17 protein-coding genes and 1 pseudogene are annotated in these 20,800 nt (G+C 71.5%); 4 read left to right on the forward strand and 14 right to left on the reverse strand.

Annotated features, from left to right (window positions below; genetic code table 11):
• Positions 1-37: 37 nt before the first annotated feature.
• Genes HDA41_RS03835 through HDA41_RS03845 form a run of 3 tightly spaced genes read right to left on the reverse strand, consistent with a single transcriptional unit; the run spans position 38 to position 2,831 of the window.
• A complete protein-coding gene (locus HDA41_RS03835) occupies positions 38-799 on the reverse strand; it encodes a cupin domain-containing protein (RefSeq protein ID WP_184980672.1) in 762 nt (253 codons plus the stop codon).
• Positions 793-1,719 carry a DUF6807 domain-containing protein gene (locus HDA41_RS03840; protein WP_184980674.1) on the reverse strand — a complete coding sequence of 309 codons (927 nt, stop codon included), beginning with the start codon at positions 1,717-1,719 and terminating at the stop codon, positions 793-795. Before HDA41_RS03840 ends, HDA41_RS03835 begins: the two co-directional genes overlap by 7 nt.
• Positions 1,716-2,831, reverse strand: a complete 1,116-nt coding sequence (locus HDA41_RS03845) for a Gfo/Idh/MocA family protein (protein WP_184980676.1) — start codon at positions 2,829-2,831, stop codon at positions 1,716-1,718. Before HDA41_RS03845 ends, HDA41_RS03840 begins: the two co-directional genes overlap by 4 nt.
• 351 nt (positions 2,832-3,182) lie before the next feature.
• On the opposite strand from HDA41_RS03845, the gene HDA41_RS03850 reads away from it, so the two are divergent.
• Complete coding sequence (locus HDA41_RS03850; protein WP_184980678.1) at positions 3,183-4,745, forward strand: alpha/beta hydrolase; 1,563 nt, start codon at positions 3,183-3,185, stop codon at positions 4,743-4,745.
• Between the two features lie 62 nt (positions 4,746-4,807).
• Here the strand turns inward: HDA41_RS03850 and HDA41_RS03855 are convergent, their stop codons facing one another.
• From HDA41_RS03855 to HDA41_RS03870, 4 genes and pseudogenes are all read right to left on the reverse strand, one after another.
• Positions 4,808-5,299 (reverse strand): hemerythrin domain-containing protein, encoded by a 492-nt coding sequence (locus tag HDA41_RS03855; protein ID WP_184980680.1) that lies wholly within the window; start codon positions 5,297-5,299, stop codon positions 4,808-4,810.
• A gap of 71 nt (positions 5,300-5,370) precedes the next feature.
• Positions 5,371-5,541: a DUF5670 family protein gene (locus HDA41_RS03860; protein WP_059415027.1), complete on the reverse strand. Its 171-nt coding sequence runs from the start codon at positions 5,539-5,541 to the stop codon at positions 5,371-5,373.
• A 93-nt stretch (positions 5,542-5,634) separates the two neighbouring features.
• On the reverse strand, positions 5,635-6,237 hold the full coding sequence (locus HDA41_RS03865) for a sugar O-acetyltransferase (RefSeq protein ID WP_184980682.1): 603 nt from the start codon (positions 6,235-6,237) through the stop codon (positions 5,635-5,637).
• Between the two features lie 458 nt (positions 6,238-6,695).
• A pseudogene (locus HDA41_RS03870) lies at positions 6,696-6,947 on the reverse strand (cyclin family protein); the annotation flags it as partial.
• Positions 6,948-7,268: 321 nt separating this feature from the next.
• On the opposite strand from HDA41_RS03870, the gene HDA41_RS03875 reads away from it, so the two are divergent.
• Genes HDA41_RS03875 through HDA41_RS03885 form a run of 3 tightly spaced genes read left to right on the forward strand, consistent with a single transcriptional unit; the run spans position 7,269 to position 10,283 of the window.
• Positions 7,269-8,252, forward strand: a complete 984-nt coding sequence (locus HDA41_RS03875) for a Bug family tripartite tricarboxylate transporter substrate binding protein (RefSeq protein ID WP_059415074.1) — start codon at positions 7,269-7,271, stop codon at positions 8,250-8,252.
• A complete protein-coding gene (locus tag HDA41_RS03880; RefSeq protein ID WP_184980684.1) occupies positions 8,249-8,788 on the forward strand; it encodes a tripartite tricarboxylate transporter TctB family protein in 540 nt (179 codons plus the stop codon). The genes HDA41_RS03875 and HDA41_RS03880 overlap by 4 nt, the downstream gene beginning before the upstream one ends.
• 1 nt (position 8,789) lies before the next feature.
• Positions 8,790-10,283 carry a tripartite tricarboxylate transporter permease gene (locus HDA41_RS03885; protein ID WP_184980686.1) on the forward strand — a complete coding sequence of 498 codons (1,494 nt, stop codon included), beginning with the start codon at positions 8,790-8,792 and terminating at the stop codon, positions 10,281-10,283.
• 55 nt (positions 10,284-10,338) lie between these two features.
• On the opposite strand, the gene HDA41_RS03890 is transcribed toward HDA41_RS03885, so the two are convergent.
• The 7 genes from HDA41_RS03890 to efeU all read right to left on the reverse strand — a co-directional run bounded on the left by HDA41_RS03890 (position 10,339) and on the right by efeU (position 20,463).
• The gene (locus tag HDA41_RS03890) at positions 10,339-12,267 is read right to left on the reverse strand and encodes a DUF2264 domain-containing protein (RefSeq protein WP_184980688.1); all 1,929 of its coding nucleotides are present in this window, start codon (positions 12,265-12,267) and stop codon (positions 10,339-10,341) included.
• 22 nt (positions 12,268-12,289) lie between these two features.
• Entirely contained in the window at positions 12,290-13,357 is a 1,068-nt protein-coding gene (locus HDA41_RS03895; RefSeq protein ID WP_376706764.1) for a LacI family DNA-binding transcriptional regulator, read from the reverse strand.
• Between the two features lie 31 nt (positions 13,358-13,388).
• Complete coding sequence (locus HDA41_RS03900) at positions 13,389-15,038, reverse strand: extracellular solute-binding protein (protein ID WP_184980690.1); 1,650 nt, start codon at positions 15,036-15,038, stop codon at positions 13,389-13,391.
• Between the two features lie 17 nt (positions 15,039-15,055).
• Positions 15,056-15,943 (reverse strand): carbohydrate ABC transporter permease, encoded by an 888-nt coding sequence (locus HDA41_RS03905; protein WP_184980692.1) that lies wholly within the window; start codon positions 15,941-15,943, stop codon positions 15,056-15,058.
• Positions 15,940-16,794 carry an ABC transporter permease gene (locus tag HDA41_RS03910; RefSeq protein ID WP_184993125.1) on the reverse strand — a complete coding sequence of 285 codons (855 nt, stop codon included), beginning with the start codon at positions 16,792-16,794 and terminating at the stop codon, positions 15,940-15,942. Before HDA41_RS03910 ends, HDA41_RS03905 begins: the two co-directional genes overlap by 4 nt.
• Before the next feature lie 202 nt (positions 16,795-16,996).
• Positions 16,997-18,286, reverse strand: coding sequence for an iron uptake transporter deferrochelatase/peroxidase subunit (efeB, locus tag HDA41_RS03915; RefSeq protein WP_184980694.1), 1,290 nt, complete (start codon positions 18,284-18,286; stop codon positions 16,997-16,999).
• Positions 18,287-18,333: 47 nt separating this feature from the next.
• The gene (gene efeU, locus HDA41_RS03920) at positions 18,334-20,463 is read right to left on the reverse strand and encodes an iron uptake transporter permease EfeU (protein ID WP_184980696.1); all 2,130 of its coding nucleotides are present in this window, start codon (positions 20,461-20,463) and stop codon (positions 18,334-18,336) included.
• Positions 20,464-20,800 lie beyond the last annotated feature (337 nt).

A 20,800-nucleotide genomic window follows, 5' to 3' on the forward strand; every position in this document is an offset into this window, starting at 1 on the left:
CCTCGGAGTTCGGTTGAGGCCCCCCTCGTTGGTGCGGCTACTCCCCCTGGTACGGCAGCGTCGTCCCGGGCAGGTTGTACTCGTCCCGCCGGCCGCACATGCCGAAGCCGCCGAGCCGGGTGGGCGCGGCCTCGTAGGCGGTGGCCTCGCCCAGGTAGGCGGGTTCGCCGTCGGCCAGCGCGTCGAGCTGGGCGCCGGTGCGTTCGGCGGTGGCCAGGGCGCCCGCCCGCCACAGGGCGCGCCAGGTGGGCACCTTGTCGCGCACGATCCGGGCGGCGGCCCGCTGGAAGTCCAGGTACGGGCCGTTGTCGCCGGCGACGAGCGCCTCGCGCAGGGTGAGGTAGCCCTCCACGGCGAGGTCGCGGCGGCGCTGGGCGGCCGCCGCGGTCTCCGGTCCCGTGCCGGGCGGCAGGGTCGCCGCGGCGGCGTACCGCTCGGGGTCGGCGAGCACCTCGGGCGGGAAGGTGAACACGGCGTCCCCGGCCTCGGGCAGGCCGCTGTTCTGCATCAGCACGGTGATGCGCAGATCGCCGCCCTGCACCATGCGGTGGACGGTGCCCGGCGTGAACCAGGCGATGGAGCCGGCCTCGAGGGGGATGTCCCGGTAGCCGTCGGGGCTCAGCGTCTGGACCGCGCCCCGGCCGCCGGTGACGACGTACGCCTCGGTGCACACCAGGTGCAGATGCGGGCTGCCGCCGCAGACGCCGTCGGCGGCCTCCCAGTCGTAGGCGCTCAGATGGGACAGGCCGATCGCGCCGGGCAGCGGGTGCGGCAGGGCGGGCTTCGGGTCGTTCACCACGGCAGGCCCTCCAGGTGCGTGCCGACCCGGTCGCGGTCCCAGGCGCCGTCGGCGACGACGAGCCGGTACCGGAAGGCGAAGGACTCGCCCGGCGGGAGTTCGAACTCCTCGAAGAACGCCCAGGAGAAGGCGACCGTCGGGAAGGGCTCGGAGCGGACGAACCAGTGCGACTCGTGGATCGCGGACGTCTCGTCGAGGTTCTCGGGCGCGTGCGCGAAGACGAGGGTGGAGTGGCCGTCGACGTCGTCGTGCTCGGTGGTGAAGGCGAGCCAGGGGCCCTGGGTGCCCATGAGCTTGCCCGCGTCGGCGTCGGTGTCCGGGGCGAAGACCGTGCCGCCGGTGAAGTCGCGCGGGCCGCGCCACTGGAGTCCGGTGTAGCCGGCCATCTCGCGGCCCGCGGTGGTCGGGGAACCGAAGGCCAGCGGCTCGGAACGGACGTTGGTGAGGCGGATCGACCAGTCCAGGGCCCAGGCGCCGGCTTCCTCGTCCACCGAGTGGACGGTCAGCCCCCGCACCTCTTTCGCCCACTCCTCGCCGCCGTTCTCGACCCAGGTGAGCTCCTCGGTGAAGGCGAGGCGGTCGTCCTCGACGGTGAACTCCGGGAAACCGTCGTGCCGCATGGAGCCGACACGCTCGGGCAGGCGCAGATAACCCTGGCCGTGGACGTAGCAGTTGCCGCCCCAGAAGTTCTGGCCGGACAGATGGCTCGCGGTCATCTGGAGGCCCTTGTGCCAGCGGTGGTCGTTCGGCCGGTAGCCGGTGACCGTGCGGCCGGACAGGGTGCGCACCGGGTGGGCGTAGGGCTTGCGGGACTCGAAGGGATCCGGGTCGGGGCGGTAGACGTAGCGGAGGATCTCCGTGCCGCCTGCCGCCGTGACGGCGATGTCCTCGCCGTGGGTGTGGGTGACTCGGATGCTCATGCGCGCTCCTTGGGGGCCCAGTCGGGGTACTCGCCGTGCATGGCCTCGTAGAAGGGGTCGCCGGGTCCGATCTCGCCCGCGTGCACGGAGCGGCCGGTGAACGCCGCCTTGTACAGGGCGGCGGCGAACTCGAGCGTGGCGCGGGCGTCCTGGCCGCTGCCCGGTGGCCGGGTGCCGTTGTCGTAGGCGTCGAGGAGGGCGCCCAGCTGGGCGGTGTGGGAGCTGGGCACGTCGTTCGAGGGGGTCCGCCAGGCGATGGCGCGGTCGGAGGCGACGTGCGGGGCCGGGGTGTAGACCCAGCTGTCGTTGGAGTGGCCGTACAGGTGGGTGAGCTCGACCGTGGCGTCCGCGCAGTCGATGCGGATGCGGCTCACCTCGTCCGGGGAGAGCACGCTGTTGACGACGGTGGCGAGGGCGCCGCTGCGGAAGCGGACCAGCGCTGTGGAGACGTCCTCGCTCTCGGTGTCGTGGACGAGCCGGGCGGCCATGGCGCGGATCTCCTCCCACTCGCCGAGCAGGTGCAGCAGCAGGTCGTACTGGTGGATGCCGTGGCCCATGGTCGGCCCGCCGCCCTCGCTGGCCCACTTGCCGCGCCACGGCACGGCGTAGTAGGCGGCGTCCCGGTGCCAGGTGGTCTGGCAGTGCGCCACCAGCGGGGCGCCCAGCTCGCCGCTCGTGATCAGCTCGCGGGCGTGCACCGCGCCGGAGCCGTAGCGGTGCTGGAAGACGACCGCCGCGTACGCCCCGGAGGCCTCCTCGGCGGCGGCGATCTCGTCGTACTCGGCGAGCGACAGGGTGAGCGGCTTCTCGCACAGCACCCAGGCACCGGCCTTGAGCGCGGCCACCGTCTGGTCGCGGTGCAGGGAGGGCGGCGTCCCGATGAGGACCAGGTCGGGGCGTACGGCGTCCAGCATCGCGTCCACCGAGGTGTACCCGGCGACCTGGCCGCCGGCCAGCTCGCGGAAGGCGTCGAGGCGCTCCTGGTCGACGTCGACGGCGGCGACCAGCTCCACCCGGTCGGAATGGGCCCGCAGCGCGGGCAGGTGACTGCCGCTGACGATGGCTCCGGTGCCGACGACGGCCACGCGGCGGCGGGTGGGGGACAAGGACATGCGGCGCTCCTCGGACGGCCGGCGGACACACGCGGGGGAGCACTTGGTAAGCGCTTGCACCCGGAAGGTGACCCTAGGCGTGAGCGAATGTCTGGACAACCCCCCTGCATCGACCTGCACAAGGTCTTTCCGAGCATCGTCCCAGCTCGGGGCTGAGATTCCGGTGGTTGCCGGGGCCATGGAAACGGCATTCCCCCGCCTCTGTACTGGGGCTTGCCCCACCTCCGAGCGGCTGCCAGCCGGAGTGATCGGGCGGCGGCCCGTGCCTAGCGTTCTGTCGCACCGCACCCCCCTCTCCGGCATGTCCCAGCCCGTCGCGAGGGGGCATCGGCGACAGAGAGGACACCCACCGTGTTACCCCGCTTTTCGGGAACCGCGAGACGAGCCGCCCTCGCCCTGACGGCCGCCGGTCTCGCCTTGACGGCGCTGCCCGCCACGGCCGGGGCGAGTCCCGGCCCCGGCCCCGACCCCCTCGACCGCTACCACGACCAGCGCCTCACCTGGAAGAGCTGCGTGCTCGGCCCGGACGACACGACCGGCAAGGAACTGGAGCAGGCGGGTGCCCGCTGCGCCGACGTGGCCGTACCGCTGGACTACTCGGACCCCGGCGGCCGCACGATCACCGTCGCGATATCCCGGATCCGCGCCACCGACACCGCCCACCGCGTCGGCCCGCTGCTGCTCAACGGCGGCGGCCCCGGCGGGACGTCCCTCGGCGACCCGCCGTGGGTGCGCAAGGCGATGAAGGACGTCGCCGCCCGGTACGACGTCGTCGGCGTGGATCCCCGTTTCGTCGGCCGCAGCACACCGCTGGACTGCCGCTGGCCGACCGGCTCGGCCTGGCGCGGGGCGGGTGAGGACCGGGCCGGCTTCGACCGCGTGGCCGCGTTCTCGAAGGACCTCGCCCGGCGCTGCCGTACCCACGCGGGCGATGTGCTGCCCCACGCCACCACCCGCAACACCGCCCGCGACATGGACGTCGTCCGGGCCGCGCTCGGCGAGCGGCGGATCTCCTACCTGGGCTACTCGTACGGCAGTTACCTCGGCGAGGTGTACGCCACGATGTTCCCCGGCCGGACCGACCGGGTCGTCCTGGACGGTGTGATCGACCCGGACCGGTACGGGCCCCGGCTGCTCCGGGGTGTCGAGCGGGCCAACCGCCGCGCGCTGGAGGGCTGGGCCTCCTGGGCCGCCGCCCGCGAGTCGGCCTACGGGCTGGGCCGCACCCCGGATGAGGTGCTGGCGACCGTGGACCGCGTCCGGGAGGCCGCGGCCCGCACGCCGCTGCGGCTCGGCGACCACCGGCTGGACGAGCACGTGATGCCGATCGTCGCCTTCAACGGCCTGTCGCAGCACAACGACGCCGCCTACGGGGACTTCGCACAGGGCGTCCGGGACATGCTGCGGGCGTCACAGGGGCAACGGGTCACTCCGTCCCCGTGGCTCGCCGGGGTGCTCGAGTTCGTGCTCACGGACACCGACTCCCACTACGGCAGCGTGCAGACGGCGATCCTGTGCGGCGACGGCGCCGCTCCGCGCGACCCGGAGGTGTACTGGCGCGACGTGCAGCGCACCCGGGCGCAGGACCCGCTGTTCGCGCCCGTCACGCAGAACCTCAGCCCCTGCACCTTCTGGGACCGGCCGCGCGAGCGCCCGACCGCGATCCGGGACGACCTGCCCGCCCTGCTGGTCAACGCCACCGGCGACCCGCGCACCGACTACGACGGTGCCAAGGCGGTCCGCAGGATGTGGCCCTCCTCGCGCCTGATCACCGTGACCGGCGCCGACCAGCACGCGCTGTACGGCGTCTACGGCGTGCCGTGCGTCGACGACACGGTCAACGCGTACCTCGCCACGGGGCGGCTGCCGGGGCGGGACCTCGACTGCGAGGCATCCTCGAACGACAGGCGCTAGCGCATGCGGGAGCCCGGACCGTCGCCGGTCCGGGCTCCCGCATGCGGCCGGGATCGGGGCCCTCAGGACTCTACGATCTTGCGCACGTTGTCGACGGAACCGCAGCCGGCCTTCAGCTGCCGCTCGCGCTCCTGCCAGAACGCCTGGCCCAGTTCCTCGCGCCGCTCCATCGCCACGTTCTCGCGCGCGCCGTTGAGGATGGTGCGCTCCTCCTCGTCGGCGTGGTGGGTGACGGCCTCCACGAGCTCCTCGAGCTTCTCGTCCCACTCGTCGGAGCCGACCTCCTCCACTTGGAGGAGGTCCAGGAGGGCCTTGTTGCCCTCGTCGTGCTCGTGCTCGCCGTGCTCGACCTCTTCGTCGTCGATGTTCTTGTACCGCTTCAGCGCCGGGTACACCTTGGCCTCCTCGGCCAGCGCGTGTGCGATCAGCAGGTCCGCGAATTCCCGCAGCGCGCCCGACCGGTCGGCTTCGACGCTCCGCATCTCGCGGAAGAGGTCCTCCATGCGCCGGTGATCCCGGAGGATGAGCTCGACGACGTCTTGTGTATCGGCCATGGAACCGGAACGCCTTTCATACGAGAGAATCGGGCTACATTCCTTTACCCCATTTCTGACGCTTTGTGCGTCTACCACCGATACCAGCGGCCCTTGCGGCCGCCGCTGTCCGCCGTGCGGATCACGAAGCCCAGCAGCCACAGCACCAGCACGACCACCGCGATCCACCACAGGGCCTTGAGCGCGAAACCCGCGCCGAACAGGATCAGGGCCAGCAGAAGGACAAGAAGCAGGGGAACCATAGTTATCAACCTCCGCTCCCCCTGGTGCCCCACCGACCAGCGAACACACAATCGATTTCCTGGGTTTACACACCCCTGCCCAGGGCATATGGGCTAATGCCCGGCGGTACGAGCGGTGAGGTCCTCGTCCGTGATGGGGCGGACCACCCGGCAAGGGGTTCCGACCGCGACGGTCATCGGGGGGATGCTGCGACTGACGACGCTGCCGGCGCCGATGACCGACCCGTATCCGATACGGACGCCGGGCAGGACCACCGCGTTGCTGCCGATCCACACCTTGTCCTCGATCACGATCGGTTCCGAGAACCGCCCGAAGTCAGCGCGTCGCGAGGGGTGCACCGGGTGTCCGGTCGTGGTCAGTGTCACGCTGGGCGCGATCATGACACCGTTGCCTATGCGGATCTCCACATCGTCCACGAACGTGAGGTTCACGTTCCCGAAAAAGTCGTCGCCGATGTGGACGTTGCTGCCGAACCCGGCGTGGAACGGCGGCAGCAGCACCGTGCGTTCACCGACCGAGCCGAAGATCGCCATGAGCAGCGATCGACGTTTCTCCGTTTCGTTCGGTGGTGTGTGGTTGTACTCGAAGATCTGCTCGGTGCGGCGCCGAGGGGCCAGGAAGGCCGCTTCCGACTCGGTGTAGACGAGTCCCTTGGCGATGCGGGCCAGGACTTCTTCCTCGTGAGCATGCGTCACAGCGGAACGCTCCCTTCGTTTAACCCCTTGGGGACAAGCTCGGCGTGCCCGTGGTTGACCGCGCGTCAGGCACAAGATCATCTGGCGCTCGCAGAAGTCTGCCGCACTTCACCCCGCAGCCGAGCCGTTTCACCGAAGTCATTCTGAAGGTGATCAGTTAAAGCATTGCGGGGCGCCGCCACTCCCGTCCGAGGACATGGTGATCGAGGAAGTTCAGCACCGTCTCGTACATGATGCGAAGGTGGTTCGGCGCCCTGAGCCATTGGCCCTCGTCCGGGTTCGCCGTGCATGATCAGTATCGGCGTGGTCATCTTCGCCGCGTGGAAGTGGGGCGAGTTGGCTTCGTACCGTTCGCGCTGCGTCCGCGGGTCGCCGTGATCTTCCGGCCGCCTACCTCTACAAGACTTGGGCCAGCGCCGCACCTCGGAGGCGTTTGCCACCTACGGTGGACAGCGCGTTCATCGGCGGACCGTTGCGATGAGGCGTCGCAGCGCGGCCTGGGCGGGTGGGCCCCAGGTGGCCTTGCCGCCGGGGCGGCCATGAAGGCCGGCCTCTCGGATGAGGATGCCGCTGAGGGCTGTCAGCACCGCCCAGCCGCGGGCGCGGCGCAGGGTCGCGGCGTCCACCACCGGCTGGTAGGCGTCGTGGAAGCGGTCGGCGGCCCCGTCCGGCAGCAGTATCCAAGGGGCGGCGAGATCGCAGGCCGGATTGGCGGGGCTGGGTCAACCCCGGCATCGCGACCGCGGGCGGCCGGGTGATCGCACCCGGCAGAACGGGGTGCTGATCGCGTTCGGCCACTGAGCACACGGGCGACGCCGAGGCGGCCGGTGCCGGCCGCCTCAACGTCGCGCGCTCGGCGGGCCCGGGAACTCGCGTCGCCTGGGCCGCGCCGGCGACCGCAAAGACCAAAACCTCCGTTGGTTCCGCAAGAGAGACAGCCGTCGGCGTCCGGTGCAGCATGTGGCCCACGTCACCCTCCCCCACAGGGCCTTTACCTACCCGCAACGACGTACCGACAGGTGGTGGCACTCGTGCGCCTGCGCACTCCCCTCGCCCTGCTCGGGGCCGCCGTGCTCGTGCTCGTCGGACCGCCGCTGCTGACCACCGGCAGCGGCTCCGAGACCGGCACACAGATCCCGGGCCTGCGTTTCATGGTCCCCAACACGCCCGGCGGCGGCTACGACATCACGGCCCGGACGGCCGCGAAGAACGCCGAGGACGCCGGACTGACCCACAACATCGAGGTGTTCAACCTGCCCGGCGCCGGCGGCACGGTGGGGCTGAGCCGGCTGGTGAGCGAGCACGGCAACGGCAAGCTCGCCATGTCCATGGGCCTCGGGGTGGTGGGCGCCGTCCGTTCCAACGACGCGCCGAAGACGCTCGGCGACACCACGCCGATCGCCCGGCTCACCGAGGAGCAGGACGTCGTCGTGGTCGCCAAGGACTCCCCGTACAAGACGATCGACGATCTCATCGGCGCCTGGAAGGAGAACCCGGGCAAGCTCCCGGTGGGCGGCGGCTCGTCGCCCGGCGGGCCCGACCACCTCGCGCCGATGCTGATGGCGCGGGCCGCCGGGATTCCCCCGAAGCAGGTCAACTACATCCCGTTCGACGGCGGCGGCGAGCTGCTCGCGTCGATCCTCGGCAACAAGGTCGCGTTCGGTGTGTCCGGCGTCGGCGAGTACCTGGACCAGATCAAGGCGGGCGAGCTGCGTCTCCTCGCGGTCACCGGCCCCGAGCGCGTCGAGGGGCTGGACGCGCCCACGCTGAAGGAGGCCGGGTACGACGTGAACTTCACCAACTGGCGCGGCATCGTCGCCCCGCCCGGCCTGACCGACGGAGAGCGCGCCAAGCTCGTGCGGCTGCTCGAGGAATTGCACGGCTCGGACGAGTGGCGCAAGTCCCTGGAGCAGAACGGCTGGGACGACGCCTTCCTCACCGGTGAGGAGTTCGACGCGTTCCTCGACGCCGAGGACAAGCGTGTGGTTTCGGTGCTGAAGGAGCTGGGACTGTGACGACGCAGACCACCGACATTCCCCCCGCGGAGCCCGGCGAGCCGCGCTCGTGGCTGCGGGAGCACTCCGAACTCGGCGTGTCCGCCCTGCTGCTGGCGCTCGGCGTGCTCGTCCTGACGGACGCGCTCACCATGGACGTCGACATCGCCCAGCGCGGCCCGATCGGCCCGAAGACCGTGCCGGTCGTGGTCGGCGCCGGCCTGCTGGTGATCGCCGCCCTGCTCGCCGTGGACGTGCTGCGCGGCGGCCGGGGCCAGGCCGAGACCGGCGAGGACGTCGACCTGTCGGAACCCGCCGACTGGCGCACGGTGCTGCTGCTCGCCGGGGTGTTCCTCGGCTCGGCCGTCCTGATCGAGCCGCTCGGCTTTCCCGTCGCGGGCGCGCTGCTGTTCTGGGGTGCGGCGTTCGCGCTCGGCAGCCGCAGGATCGACCGCGATCCGCTCATCGCGGCCGGGCTGTCCCTCGTCACCTACGTCGTCTTCAACAACCTGCTCGGAGTGCCCCTGCCCGGCGGTCCGCTGATGGGAGTGCTGTGACATGGACGCCTTCAACTCCCTCATGGACGGCTTCGGTACGGCCCTCACCCCGGTCAACCTGCTCTGGGCCGTGATCGGCGTGCTGCTCGGCACGGCGATCGGCGTGCTGCCCGGCATCGGCCCGGCGATGGCGGTCGCGCTGCTGCTGCCGGTGACGTACGGGCTCGAACCGACCGGCGCGTTCATCATGTTCGCGGGCATCTACTACGGCGCGATGTTCGGCGGCTCGACCACCTCCATCCTGCTCAACACGCCCGGCGAGAGCGCGGCGGTGGTGGCTGCCATGGAGGGCAACCCCATGGCCAAGTCCGGGCGCGGAGCGCAGGCCCTGGCGGCGGCCGCCGTGGGGCACTTCGCGGGCGGCCTGATCGGCACGATCCTGCTGGTGGCGCTCGCCCCGACGGTCGCCGAGCTGGCCGTGGACATCGGCGCGCCGGACTACTTCGCCATCATGGTGCTGGCGTTCATCGCGGTGACGTCGGTGCTGGGTTCGTCCCGGGTCCGGGGCATGGCCTCCCTGCTCATCGGTCTCACGCTGGGCCTGGTGGGCCTGGACCAGATGACCGGCCAGCAGCGCCTGACCTTCGGCTCGCTCCAACTGGCCGACGGCATCGACGTGGTGATCGTCGCGGTCGGTCTGTTCGCGATCGGCGAGGCGCTGTGGGTGGCCGCGCACCTGCGGCGCAGGCCGCCGGAGCCGATCCCGGTGGGGCGTCCGTGGCTGGGGCGCGGGGATGTGAACCGGACCTGGAAGTCGTGGCTGCGCGGGCCGTTCATCGGTTTCCCGTTCGGCGCGATCCCGGCGGGCGGCGCGGAGATCCCGACGTTCCTGTCGTACGTCACGGAAAAGCGCCTGTCCAAGCACAAGGACGAGTGGGGCAAGGGCGCCATCGAGGGCGTGGCCGGTCCGGAGTCGGCGGCGTCGGCCTCGGCGGCGGGCACCCTGGTGTCGATGCTGACCCTGGGCCTGCCCACCACGGCGGTCGCGGCCGTCATGCTGGCCGCCTTCCAGCAGTACGGCATCCAGCCCGGCCCGCTGCTCTTCGAGCGCGAACCCGATCTGGTGTGGGGCCTGATCGCCTCGCTCTTCGTCGGCATGGTGCTGCTGCTGGCGCTCAACCTGCCGCTGGCGCCACTGTGGGCGAAGCTGCTGCGCATTCCGCGGCCGTACCTGTACGCCGGGATCATGTTCTTCGCGGCGGTCGGCGCGTACGCGGTCGGCGGTGAGGTGATCGACCTGGTGATCCTGCTGATCATCGGCCTGATCGGCTTCGGCATGCGCCGCTACGGCCTGCCGGTGCTGCCCGCCGTCATCGGCGTGATCCTCGGCCCGAACGCCGAGCAGCAGCTGCGGCGCGCGCTCCAGATCAGTGACGGCAGCGTGACGGGGCTGTTCAACACGCCGTTCGCGGTGACGGTGTACGCGGTGATCGTGCTCCTGCTGGCCTGGCCGCTGCTGAGGAAGGCGGTGACGCGCAGGCGCGTGGCGGCCTGACGCGCGTGATGCCGTGGGGGCGTGGCTCGGCCGAGCCACGCCCCCACGGCGTTTCTCAGGGCACCGACTCCCGTATGCCGTCGGGGAAGCGGATCTCCACGCTCCCGTCGGCTCCGGTCCATACTCGGGCGCCCTCGACCAGGGCGTGCGCCACCGGGTCGGCACTGAGCACGACCAGTGTCACCATCAGGCGCGTACCTCCGGGGTGGGACGGCAGCGTCAGGAGCGGCGTCGCCGAGTGGTGCCCGTACGCATTGCTGCCCACGGCCGCTACGACCGCGCCCTCGTCGTCGCCCCACCCGTGCAGGCCGATGAGCGTGCTGGTCAGGCCGTCCGGGCGGCGGGCCAGGGCCCAGCCGGGGCCGGTCCGGGCGGCCGGTGGCGCGGTGTCGTCGGCGACGGCCCAGCCGCCCTCGCGCACGGGCGTGCCGGGGGGCGCGTCGACGCGATGCACCCGGACCTCCCAGGGGCCGTGCACCACGCTGACCGTCTCGATGCGGTGTCCTTCGCTGTCGCCCGGGAGCAGGGCCCGGTGCCAGGAGGCGGCCCGGGGGCCGTCGACGCCGAGGGGGTGGATGCGGCCGCGGGGGGTGGGGGTGCCGTCGGGGGCGAGCAGCGCGATGTGGTTGTCGGGGCCCACCCGCGGTGCCGGTGGTGTCTCGGGGGCCGTGGCGCTGGAGTAGGCGAAGCGGGCGTAGTGGGGACTGTCGTCGGCGGCCGCCGGTGGGGGCGGCAGGCGGTCACTGCCGTGGTTGACGAGCCGGACGATCCCGTCGGCGGCGGTGGAGTGCAGCAGCCAGCCCGGCGCCGGTAACGAGAGGCGCACGTCGGCCGTCTCCACCGGGCCGGGTTCCTCGGGCGCCGTCCACACGGGGTGGTCGGCGGGCAGGAGCAGGCCGAGGAAGGCCTTGCTCGCCCAGTACGGGGAGGCGGGGCCCGAGTACCGCTGGGTGACGGGGAGGAAGGGGCCGTACCAGCCGAGCGTGAGCAGCCCGTGCTCGTCGGGCACGCCGCGCTCGGCGAAGTGCTTCAGCGCGCCGGAGGCCAGGCGGCGGGTGCGGCCGGGCGGCAGCGGGGTGGCGTCGGAGAGGACACCCGCCCACAGGGGGGCCGCCGTCGCGAACCGGTAGGTGAGGGAGCGGCCCTGGTGGACCGGTGCGCCGTCGGCGCCGAAGAAGTGCTGGTGGTCGTGGAGGAACGAGCGCAGGCGCCTTTGGTGTTCCGCCACCAGCCGGGGGTCGGCGCGCGGCCCCGCGATACGGGCCCACAGGACCGGGTACAGGTGCAGCGCCCAGGCGTTGTAGTAGTCGAACTTGCGGCCGTCGCCGTCGGTGTACCAGCCGTCGCCCCGGTACCAGTCCTCCAGGCGTGCCAGGCCCGCGTCGATCTCGCTGCGGCTGTGCGGGGCGCCGACGGAGGCGAGGAACTCCTCGGTGATGACCTGGAACAGCCGCCAGTTGGAGTCGTTGACCACGGCTCCGACGAAACCGCCCAGCCAGTCGGCGACCCGCTGCCGTACCCGGTCGTCGAGCCGGTCCCAGAGCCAGGGGCGGGTCTCGTGCAGGGCGATCGCGAGGGACGCGGCCTCCACCATGGGCTGGGACCGGTCGGTGATGGGCGGCCAGCGGTCGGGGCCGCGCGGGTCGGTGCCGGCCGCGAGCCCGGCCGCGTACCGCTCGATCAGCCCGGACACACCCTGCCCGCCCGAACCGGCGATACGGAACGCGGCCAGCAGGAAGGAGCGGGCGAACCCTTCGAGACCGTCCGACCAGGGCCCGGAGTGGCTGGGCGGGCCGGGCAGCCGGTACTGGGCCAGGCCCGGGGAGGCGTACGGCGTGAGGGCGTCGAGGAGGCGGTCGGCGATGGCCTCCCAGTGGGCGCGGGTCCAGCCGGTGAGGGGCGAGGTCAGCGGGTCCGGGGGTGGCAGGTGGGGCAGGTGGGGGAGGTGCGTCGGGTCGGGGAGCGACACGTGCGGCGCGCTCATGCGGGTGCGGTTCCTCCGTTGGTCACAGGGCACGCCCGGGCGGGGGCGCGCCGACGCTGTCGCGTACGACGATGTGGGTGCCGAGCAGATGGTGGGCCCCGGCGGCGTGCTCGGGGTCGCGCAGCGCGATGCGCACGGCGGCGCGGCCGAGTTCCTCCGCGGGGGTGCGGACGGTGGTGAGGGGCGGGTTGAAGTCCTCGGCGAGCGGGATGTCGTTGTAGCCGACGACCGAGATGTCGCCGGGGACGCGCAGTCCGGCGTCGGCGATGGCCCGCAGGGCGCCGGCGGCGACCATGTCGTCCCCGGCGAAGACAGCGGTGAACTCCCGCCCGGCCTTGAGGAGTTCGGTCATCGCCCGGTGACCGGCGGCCCTGCCGAGTCCGCAGTCGACGACGTGTGCGGCCTCGGGCGGCAGCCCGTGCTCGGCGAGGGCGGCCCGGTAGCCGGCGACACGGGCGTCGAGGGCGGTGTTGCCGGGCAGTCCGCCGAGGAAGACGATCCTGCGGTGGCCGGCCGACAGCAGATGGGCGGTGATGGCGCGGGCCCCGGCCTCGTTGTCGAACTCGACGACGAGGGCGGGGATCTCGGGGTCGGGCGCGGGCCGGCCGCAGAGCACGAGCCGGGCTCCGGAGGAGTCGAGGGCGTGGGCGTAGTGGGCGACGCGCTCGCGGTAGGCGTCGTCCTCGACGACCCCGCCGACCAGGATCACCAGCCGGGCGCCCTCCTCCCGCATGAGCTGCACGAACTCCATCTCGCGCTGCGCGGCGCCGCCGGTGGCGCCGACCACGCAGAGCCAGCCGCGGTCGGCGGCCTCCGCCTCCACGCCCTCGGCGACCTGGGCGTAGAAGGGGCTGGTGACCTGGCGGACCACGACGGCGGCCATCTTGCGGCCGCCGCCGACCAGGGCGCGGGCGTGCGCGTTGGCCACGTAGTCGAGGTCGCGGGCCGCGCGCAGGACCCGGGCCCGGGTCGCCGCGGGCACCGGGTGGTTGCCGCTGAGCGCGCGGGAGGCGGTGGCCGTCGACACGCCCGCCCGCTCGGCGACCTCGCGGATCGTGACCCGTCCCTTGGACACCATGTCGTTCCCCATCCCCCGCGTCTCCTCTTCCGCCCACCGCTGTTCAGGCGTTGGCCGCGTAGTCCTTCGCGTACTCCTCGGCCATTCTGTCGCCGCCCCGGCTCCGCCACTTCTTCACCGCCGCGTCCCACTCGGACATCGGCAGTCGTCCGGCGATGATGCCGGTGATCGTGTCGTCCAGGAACGTCTTGAGGGTGGCGCCCTGGGAGTTGTTCGTCGCGGACTGGAGCCCGAAGGAGGCGTCGCGGATGGCATGCGGTACGACCTTGCGCTGCCAGGCGTGCAGGGCGCGCACGGCGTCGGGCATGCCGGGCACGAAGAGTACCTGGGGGCCTTCGGCGAGGTACTTCAGCGGCAGGTTGGTGTTGTTCTCGACCTCGCCCAGCTTGGTGGGTCCGGGCGAGCCGTCCTTGCCGCGGGTGAAGTGGACGCCCTCGACTCCGTAGTGGACGAGTTCCCACTCCTGACTGCCGAAGGGCGCGGCGAGGTAGTCGAGGATGCGCAGCAGCAGTTCGATGCGCTCCTTCTTGGCCTGCTTCAGGACGGTGTAGCCGAAGGAGCGGCGGGCGGCGACGATGCCGCCGGGCTCGCCGCCGATGCTGTACGGCAGGGCCGCGGCGGGGCTCATCTTGCCCTTGGACTCCTGGTACTTGGGCAGGTAGGCGCCGAATCCGTCCTGCATGGAGCCGACGGTGCCGTTGTAGTAGAGGGTCGTCAGGTCGATCTGGGAGATGGACGTGGCGTCGGGGTGGTAGGAGCCGTTCTTGCGCAGCTGGGCCTGGAAGGCGATCGACGCCTTGTAGCGCTCGTCGGCGGCGGCCGGCAGGAAGGTGCCGTCCTTGGTGACGGCCCAGCGCTGGGGTGCGTTGTGGGCGGCGGAGTGGTAGGCGTTGCCGAACAGGGAGCCGTTGGCGGCGCCGAGCATGTACGTCCTGCCGCGGGTGCCCTGCCGGGCCACGGCGGTGAAGTCCTCGGCCGTCCAGCCTTCCTTCATCCCCGCGTCGGCGAACATGTCCTGGTTGATCCAGAGGGTGGAACCGGGCAGCGGACGTTCCAGCGGGATGCCGTAGATGCGGCCGCCGATGCGGCCCATGTCGCGCCAGGCGTGGGTGGGGATGTTGGCGAGGTTGGGGTAGTCGGTGATCGCGTCGCCCGACAGATACGGCGTGAGGTCCTGGGCACGGCGCTGCACGAACTGTGCCTCGCGGGGCAGGGTGAAGCCGGCGAACATGTTGATGATGTCGGGCAGGGCGTCGGCGTCACCCGCCATCACGGTCGCCATCTTCTTCTGGTAGTCGGCCTGGGAGATGATCGTGTATTCGATCTTCACGCCGAGGGCCTTCTCGACGGCCGCCCAGAAGCGGTTCTGCGAGGCGGGCTTGGGCGGTGTGCCGAACGAGACGGTCATGACACGGACGGTGGAGCCGTCGCCCGGGGTGCGGGAGACGGACTTGACCAGGTCGGACGGGTATGAGGTGTAGCCGGCCTGGACACCGGCGTCGGTGGGGGCCAGGTCGGGCTTCGGCCCCGCGGCGGGCCGGTACGCCGGCCAGGGGGCGAGCTTCTTGCCGGCGTTGGAGACGCCGCTGTCGCCGGAGTCCGAGGAGCACGCGGTCAGCAGACCGGGGACGGAGACGGCGGCGCCGCCCACCGTCATGGAGCGCAGGAGGGTGCGTCGGGACATGCGGGGCATGGGTGAACCACCTCGTGTCAGCTCTTGATGGCGCCGGTGAGCACGCCCTTGGTGAAGTACTTCTGCAGGAAGGGATAGACGAGCAGGATCGGCACGGTGGCGATCACGAGCACCGCCATCTGCACGGTCTGCGGGGCGGTGACGGTGGCCTCGCCGGTGGTCGCGTCGGTCAGTCCGGCACCGGACACCACATAGGTGCGCAGCACCTGCTGGAGCGGCCAGTGGTCGCTCTCCAGATACAGCGAGGCGTAGAACCAGGAGTTCCAGTAGGCGACGGCGTAGAACAGGCCGACGACGGCGAGCGCGGCCTTGGACAGCGGCAGCACCACCGACACCAGCACCCGCCAGTCCCCCGCCCCGTCCAGCCGGGCCGCCTCGTACAGCTCCTCGGGGATCGACTGGAAGAAGCCGCGCAGGACGACCAGGTTGAACACGTTGACCAGGACGGGCAGGACGAGCGAGGCGTACGAGTCGAGCAGGCCGAGTTCCTTGACGAGCAGGAAGCTCGGGATCATGCCGGGCGGGAAGAGGAACGTGAACAGCACCAGCAGCAGGACGGGTCTGCCGCCGAAGACGCCCGGGCGGGACAGCGCGTAGGCCAGGGACACCGTGCAGGCGAGGCTGAGCAGGGTGCCGACGATCGTCACGCCCGCGCTGACGCCGAGGGCGTGGGTGACGATGCCGCCGTCGAAGATGTCGCGGTAGGCGTCGAGCGTGGGTTCGCTGGGCCACAGCACCCAGCCGCCGTTGTCGACGACCTCCTGGGTGGACGCCAGTGAGGTCGACACGATCACCAGGAACGGCACGCACACCAGCAGCACGACCGCGGCCAGGGCGAGGGCCTTCGCGGCCTGGGTGAGCGGCCGGGGCTTCTCCATCCAGCCGGGCCGGGCGGACGCGCTCACTTGTAGACCCCCTGTTCGCCGAGGCGGTGGGCGACCTTGTTGGCCGCGTAGACGAGGAGGGCGCCGACGACCCCCTTGAACAGACCCGCGGCGGCCGCGAAGCCGTAGTCGCCGCCGACGATGCCCTGGTAGTAGACGAAGGTGTCGATGACCTCGGCGGTCTGAGGGCCGACCGCGTCGCGTTGCAGCAGCATCTGCTCGAAGCCGACGGAGAGGATGTCGCCGAGCCGCATGATGATCAGCAGCACGATCACCGGGCGGATGGCGGGCAGGGTGACGTGCCAGAAGCGCCGCCAGGGTCCGGCGCCGTCGATGGCGGCGGCCTCGTACTGCTGCTCGTCGACCTGGGCGAGCGCGGCGAGGAAGATGATCGTGCCCCAGCCGGCGTCCTTCCAGATCACCTGGGCGACGACGAGCGGTTCGAACGCGTCGGGGTTGCCGATGATGTCGACGGTGTGCAGACCGGCCCCGCTCAGGCCGCTGTTGAGCAGGCCGGTGTCCCCCAGCACCTGCTGGAAGAGCGCGACGACGATCACCCACGAGATGAAGTGCGGCAGATACGCCACCGACTGCACGAACCGGCGCACCGAGCTCCAGGTGAGCGTGTGCAGCAGCAGGGCGAGGCCGAGCGGCACCGGGAAGTAGAAGACCAGCTGGAGGACGGCGATCCAGAGGGTGTTGAGGACCGAGTCCCAGAACGCCGCGTCCTCGAACATGCGCTGGAAGTTGCCCGGGCCCACCCAGGGGCTGCCCCACAGGCCGTCGAAGGGCACGTACTCCTTGAACGCGATGACGTTGCCGGCGAGTGCGCCGTAGTGGAACAGCAGGAAGTAGGCGACACCGGGGAGCATGAGCAGGAACAACGTCCGGCTCTGAAAACCTTTACGTTGACGCTTCACCCCATCGGGATCACGTCGGCCCGGACTCACCCCCTTCGTACCTGCACGTTCCCGTAAGTCAGTTGCCACGGCTCCCCCTCACCTCGGCGCGTCCGGTGAAGGGAAGTTAAAACGCTTTCACTGCCCGGTCAACACTTCTGACACAGACGGGACTTCACGCCGAGAGCAGCCCCCGGCCGAACCAGTCGGAGGACGAACGCACGCCGGGCAGGGCGAAGAAGTAGCCGCCGCCGGTCGGGGAGATGTAGTCCACGAGGGGTTCGTCGATCAGCCGGGTCTGGGTGGCCTCGAACTGGCGCCGCACGTCCTGCTGATAGCAGCAGAAGACCAGGCCCATGTCGAGGTTGCCGACGCTGTCGACGCCCCGGTCGTAGTTGTAACCTCGGCGCAGGATACGGGAGTTGCCGGTCGCCGCGGTGCGCGGGTTCGCGAGCCGGATGTGGGCGTCGAGCGGAATGGCCGCGCCGTGCGGGTCCTTGGCGTAGTTCGGGCTGTCGGTCTCCCTGGCGCCGTCCAGCGGGGCACCGGTGTCCTTGCGCCGGCCGAACATCTGCTCCTGCTCGGTCAGCGACACCCGGTCCCAGAACTCCACCAGCATCCGGATGATCCGGACGACCTGGTAACTGCCCCCGGTCGCCCAGCCGGGTTCGCCCTGCCCGTCTCCCACCCACACGAGGTGGTCCATCTCGCGGGCCGACGCGACGTCCGGATTGACGATGCCGTCCTTGAAGCCCAGCAGGTTGCGCTGGGTGCCGCTGGGCCGCGGCACGTTCTGGAAGCCGTCGACTCGCCACCGGATCTGCATCGCCCCCCGGGTGTGCTTGGCGATGTCGCGCAGCGCGTGCAGCACGGTGTCCTGCCGGTCCGCGCAGATCTGGAGGGACAGGTCGCCGTGGCACTCGGCGGGATTCAGGTCGTCGTTGGGGAAGGTCCGCATGGGCGTGAGCCGGCGCGGCTTGGCCTTGGCGAGTCCGTAGCGGCCGTCGAAGAGGGAGGCCCCGACGCCGACGGTCACGGTGAGCGCGTCGGCCGGGACGACCGGGCCGAGGATGCCGTTGTCCGAGGGCGGGGCGCCGACACCCAGGTCGGTGGGTGTGCCGCCGGCGGTGAGGAAACGGGCTCGCTCGGTCAGGGTCCGCAGCAGGCCGGCCAGTTCCGCGCGGTCGCCGGTGATGACGTCGAAGGAGACGAAGGCAGCGGCCTTCTGCTGAGGGGTGAGGATTCCGGCCTGGTGGATGCCGTGGAAGGGCACGGCGGCGGCGTTCTCCTCGGCCGCCCGGGCCACTTGAGCCGCTGGGGCCGTGCCGTCGCGGGTCTCGGCGAGCGCTGCGCCTCCCCCGGCGAGGACCGCGCCCGCGGCTCCGGCGCCCAGGGCCGTCCTGACGAACGAACGGCGGCCGGCGTGGGCGGGGCAGCCGGGCGGAGGCGTGTCAGCGGACGGCATGGGGACGTTCCCTTCGGCGTGTTGGTTGTGCTGGCGGCGGCCGGTGCTCACGCGGACTTCCTGATCTCCAGCAGGTCCGGCACCGGCGAGAGGTCTTCCAGGAGCTGCCCCGTGGCCCCGTCGATCCGGGCCTTCGCGGTCCGGCCGAGCCGGTCGACGGGGGTCCAGCGGCCGTCACGGTGCTCGGCGTCGAGCAGCGTCCAAAGCCGCGCGATGTCCGCGTCGACCGCAGGGAGAAGGTGCGGAGCCCGGTTGGTGAGCAACGGCCGGAGTACGGTGAGCAGTTCGCGCGTACCGGCGAGGTTGGCGTCGGCCGTGGCCAGTCCGGTGCCGCTGCCCTGGTCGGTGTCGCCGGTCAGCTCGAACTGGAGGGTGTTCTCCATGATCTCGTGCGCGCGCAGGGGCAGGTCGGAGGCGTCGAAGTCCTGATGCGGAAAGGCCTTCCGCAACCCGGCGGAATCGGCGGCCAGTTGCCGTGCCGGGCCCTTGAGCTCGTCTGCCGACTGGCCGTGCCACAGCCCGTACTCGATCCGCTGGAAGCCGGTGAAGTCCTTGTCGTGGACCCCGTCCGGCAGACCGTCGGGCCGGCCGTTGATCTTCCGGTCGAAGTCGTCGAAGGTGCCGTAGGCGGCGCCGAGGGAGGCGTAGGTACGGTGCGCGGTCAGCCAGTCGGCGCGTGCCGTGTCCAGGTGCCCGGCGCGGATGTCTTCGCCGAGTTTCCGGGTCTCGGTGACGAGGGTGGCCAGGCCCCGGTTCACATACGCCTTGTACACCCGCAGCGGTCCCGCGAGATCCTCCTCGGAGACGGGGACGACAGCCCCGGCCCCGGCTGCGCCGCCGACCCGGACCGCCTTGGAGGTGACGGCCTTGCCGTCGGTGGGGACACAGCGCCAGGCGTACGTACCGCCCGCGACGGTGACGACCAGGTCCCGGGTGGTGCCGGGGGCCAGGCCCTCGATCTCGCCGTAGACCGCGTTGGTGGCCGGGTCGATGAGGTACACCTCGGCCGTCTGGTCGCCGGTGTTGCGCATCTGGAAGGTCCGCCGCCCCCGCTCGGGCGCGGTGAAGCCCTGACCGCAGTCCTTGGCGGAGACGGCGACCGTCTCGCCCCCGGCGGGTTTGGGGCGCGCCAGGGCGACGACGAGCCCGGCCAGGAGGGCGGGCACGGCGACGACGGCGACAGGGAGGAGCCAGGCAGAGCGGCGGCGACTGGGTGCGAGGGTGGGCTGGGGCGTCGGGGCCTTCGCGGGCCCGGGCGGCGTTACGGACGTGGACGGAGGCGGTGTTGAGGACGCGGACGTGACCGGTGTCGGGATCGGGGTCCGTGTCGGTGACGGTGACGGTGACGGTGTCGGTGTCGGGGTAGCTCCCCTCGCTCCCCGCACGAACAGCGTCATCACCACGCCGAGATACCCGACGTACCCCGCCACCTGAAGCCACGTCATCGTCGGCGTCAGATTGAGCACGCCCTGGAGCAGCGTGCTGTACCAGGACCCGGCGTCGACGCTGCCGCTCAGGTCGACCGCGTAGGACGTCCCGCCGGGCAGGACCCCGCCCTCCTGGAGATCGCGCAGCCCGTAGCCGAGAACGCCCGCGGCGATCACGACGAGGACGGCGCCGGTAGCCGTGAAGAAGCGGGTGAGGTCGATGGAGAGCACCCGGCGGTAGAGCCCCCAGCACAGCACCGCCGCCAGAACGAGCCCGACGCCCGCGCCGGTCAAGGGCCCGGCCGACTCGTCCGCCGCGCGGGCCGTGGTCCACAGGAACAGGGCGGTTTCCAGGCCCTCCCGCCCCACCGCCAGGAAGGAGGTGAGGACCAGCACACCGGCGCCCATGGTCAGTGCCTCGGTGACCTTCTCCTTGATCTCTCCGGCCAGGCTGCGGGCCGAGCGGCGCATCCAGAACACCATCGCGGTCACGAAGGCGACGGCCACCACACTCAGCATGCCGCCGAAGGCTTCCTGGGCGGTGGTGGAGAGGGACGCGGCGGTGAAGGTGAGGACCGCGCCGAAGCTCAGGGAGAGCGCGATCGCGGCCAGTACGCCGGTCCACACCTGCGGCAGACGGGACTTGGCGCCCGCCCGCACGAGGGTGGCGACCAGCACGGAGACGATGAGGCCGGCTTCCAGTCCTTCCCTCAGTCCGATCAGGAAGCTCGGAAACGCGTCGTCCCACATGTGTTGCGGCCCTCCCGGCCCTCCGCCCCGACCCACCACGCAAGCGAGTTAGCCAAGGCATGCCTTACCGACGCCGACCATCATGACCTCGACTCTCTGGGCATCTGGTCACGAATAGCTCATGGCACGGCAAAAGGAGGGAGTCCTAGGGCGTGTCCGTAAAGTCCCGTCGTCCGCCCGGAGGGCGGGCCCTGCGGCGTTCGGTGCGTGCTCTCGGCGTGCCGGGCGGACGCCCGCGTACTGGTTGTACGCGGGTGGTCGCCCGGTGCGGCGAGAGTGCGTGCCGGGCGTCGCAGGGCAGGCGGGACTTTGCGGACACGCCCTAGCTGCCCATCGG

The sequence above is a fragment of the Streptomyces caelestis genome, from assembly GCF_014205255.1.
GTDB classification, from domain to species: domain Bacteria; phylum Actinomycetota; class Actinomycetes; order Streptomycetales; family Streptomycetaceae; genus Streptomyces; species Streptomyces caelestis.

Excerpts from the sequence above, each read along its gene's own strand:
- HDA41_RS03895 (WP_376706764.1), bottom strand. The coding sequence starts at position 13,357 with ATGGGGAACGACATGGTGTCCAAGGGACGGGTCACGATCCGCGAGGTC.
- HDA41_RS03900 (WP_184980690.1), bottom strand. The coding sequence starts at position 15,038 with ATGCCCCGCATGTCCCGACGCACCCTCCTGCGCTCCATGACGGTGGGC.
- HDA41_RS03885 (WP_184980686.1), top strand. The coding sequence starts at position 8,790 with ATGGACGCCTTCAACTCCCTCATGGACGGCTTCGGTACGGCCCTCACC.
- efeU (WP_184980696.1), bottom strand. The coding sequence starts at position 20,463 with ATGTGGGACGACGCGTTTCCGAGCTTCCTGATCGGACTGAGGGAAGGA.
- HDA41_RS03840 (WP_184980674.1), bottom strand. The coding sequence starts at position 1,719 with ATGAGCATCCGAGTCACCCACACCCACGGCGAGGACATCGCCGTCACG.
- HDA41_RS03910 (WP_184993125.1), bottom strand. The coding sequence starts at position 16,794 with ATGCTCCCCGGTGTCGCCTACTTCCTGCTGTTCCACTACGGCGCACTC.
- efeB (WP_184980694.1), bottom strand. The coding sequence starts at position 18,286 with ATGCCGTCCGCTGACACGCCTCCGCCCGGCTGCCCCGCCCACGCCGGC.
- HDA41_RS03890 (WP_184980688.1), bottom strand. The coding sequence starts at position 12,267 with ATGAGCGCGCCGCACGTGTCGCTCCCCGACCCGACGCACCTCCCCCAC.
- HDA41_RS03860 (WP_059415027.1), bottom strand. The coding sequence starts at position 5,541 with ATGGTTCCCCTGCTTCTTGTCCTTCTGCTGGCCCTGATCCTGTTCGGC.
- HDA41_RS03855 (WP_184980680.1), bottom strand. The coding sequence starts at position 5,299 with ATGGCCGATACACAAGACGTCGTCGAGCTCATCCTCCGGGATCACCGG.
- HDA41_RS03845 (WP_184980676.1), bottom strand. The coding sequence starts at position 2,831 with ATGTCCTTGTCCCCCACCCGCCGCCGCGTGGCCGTCGTCGGCACCGGA.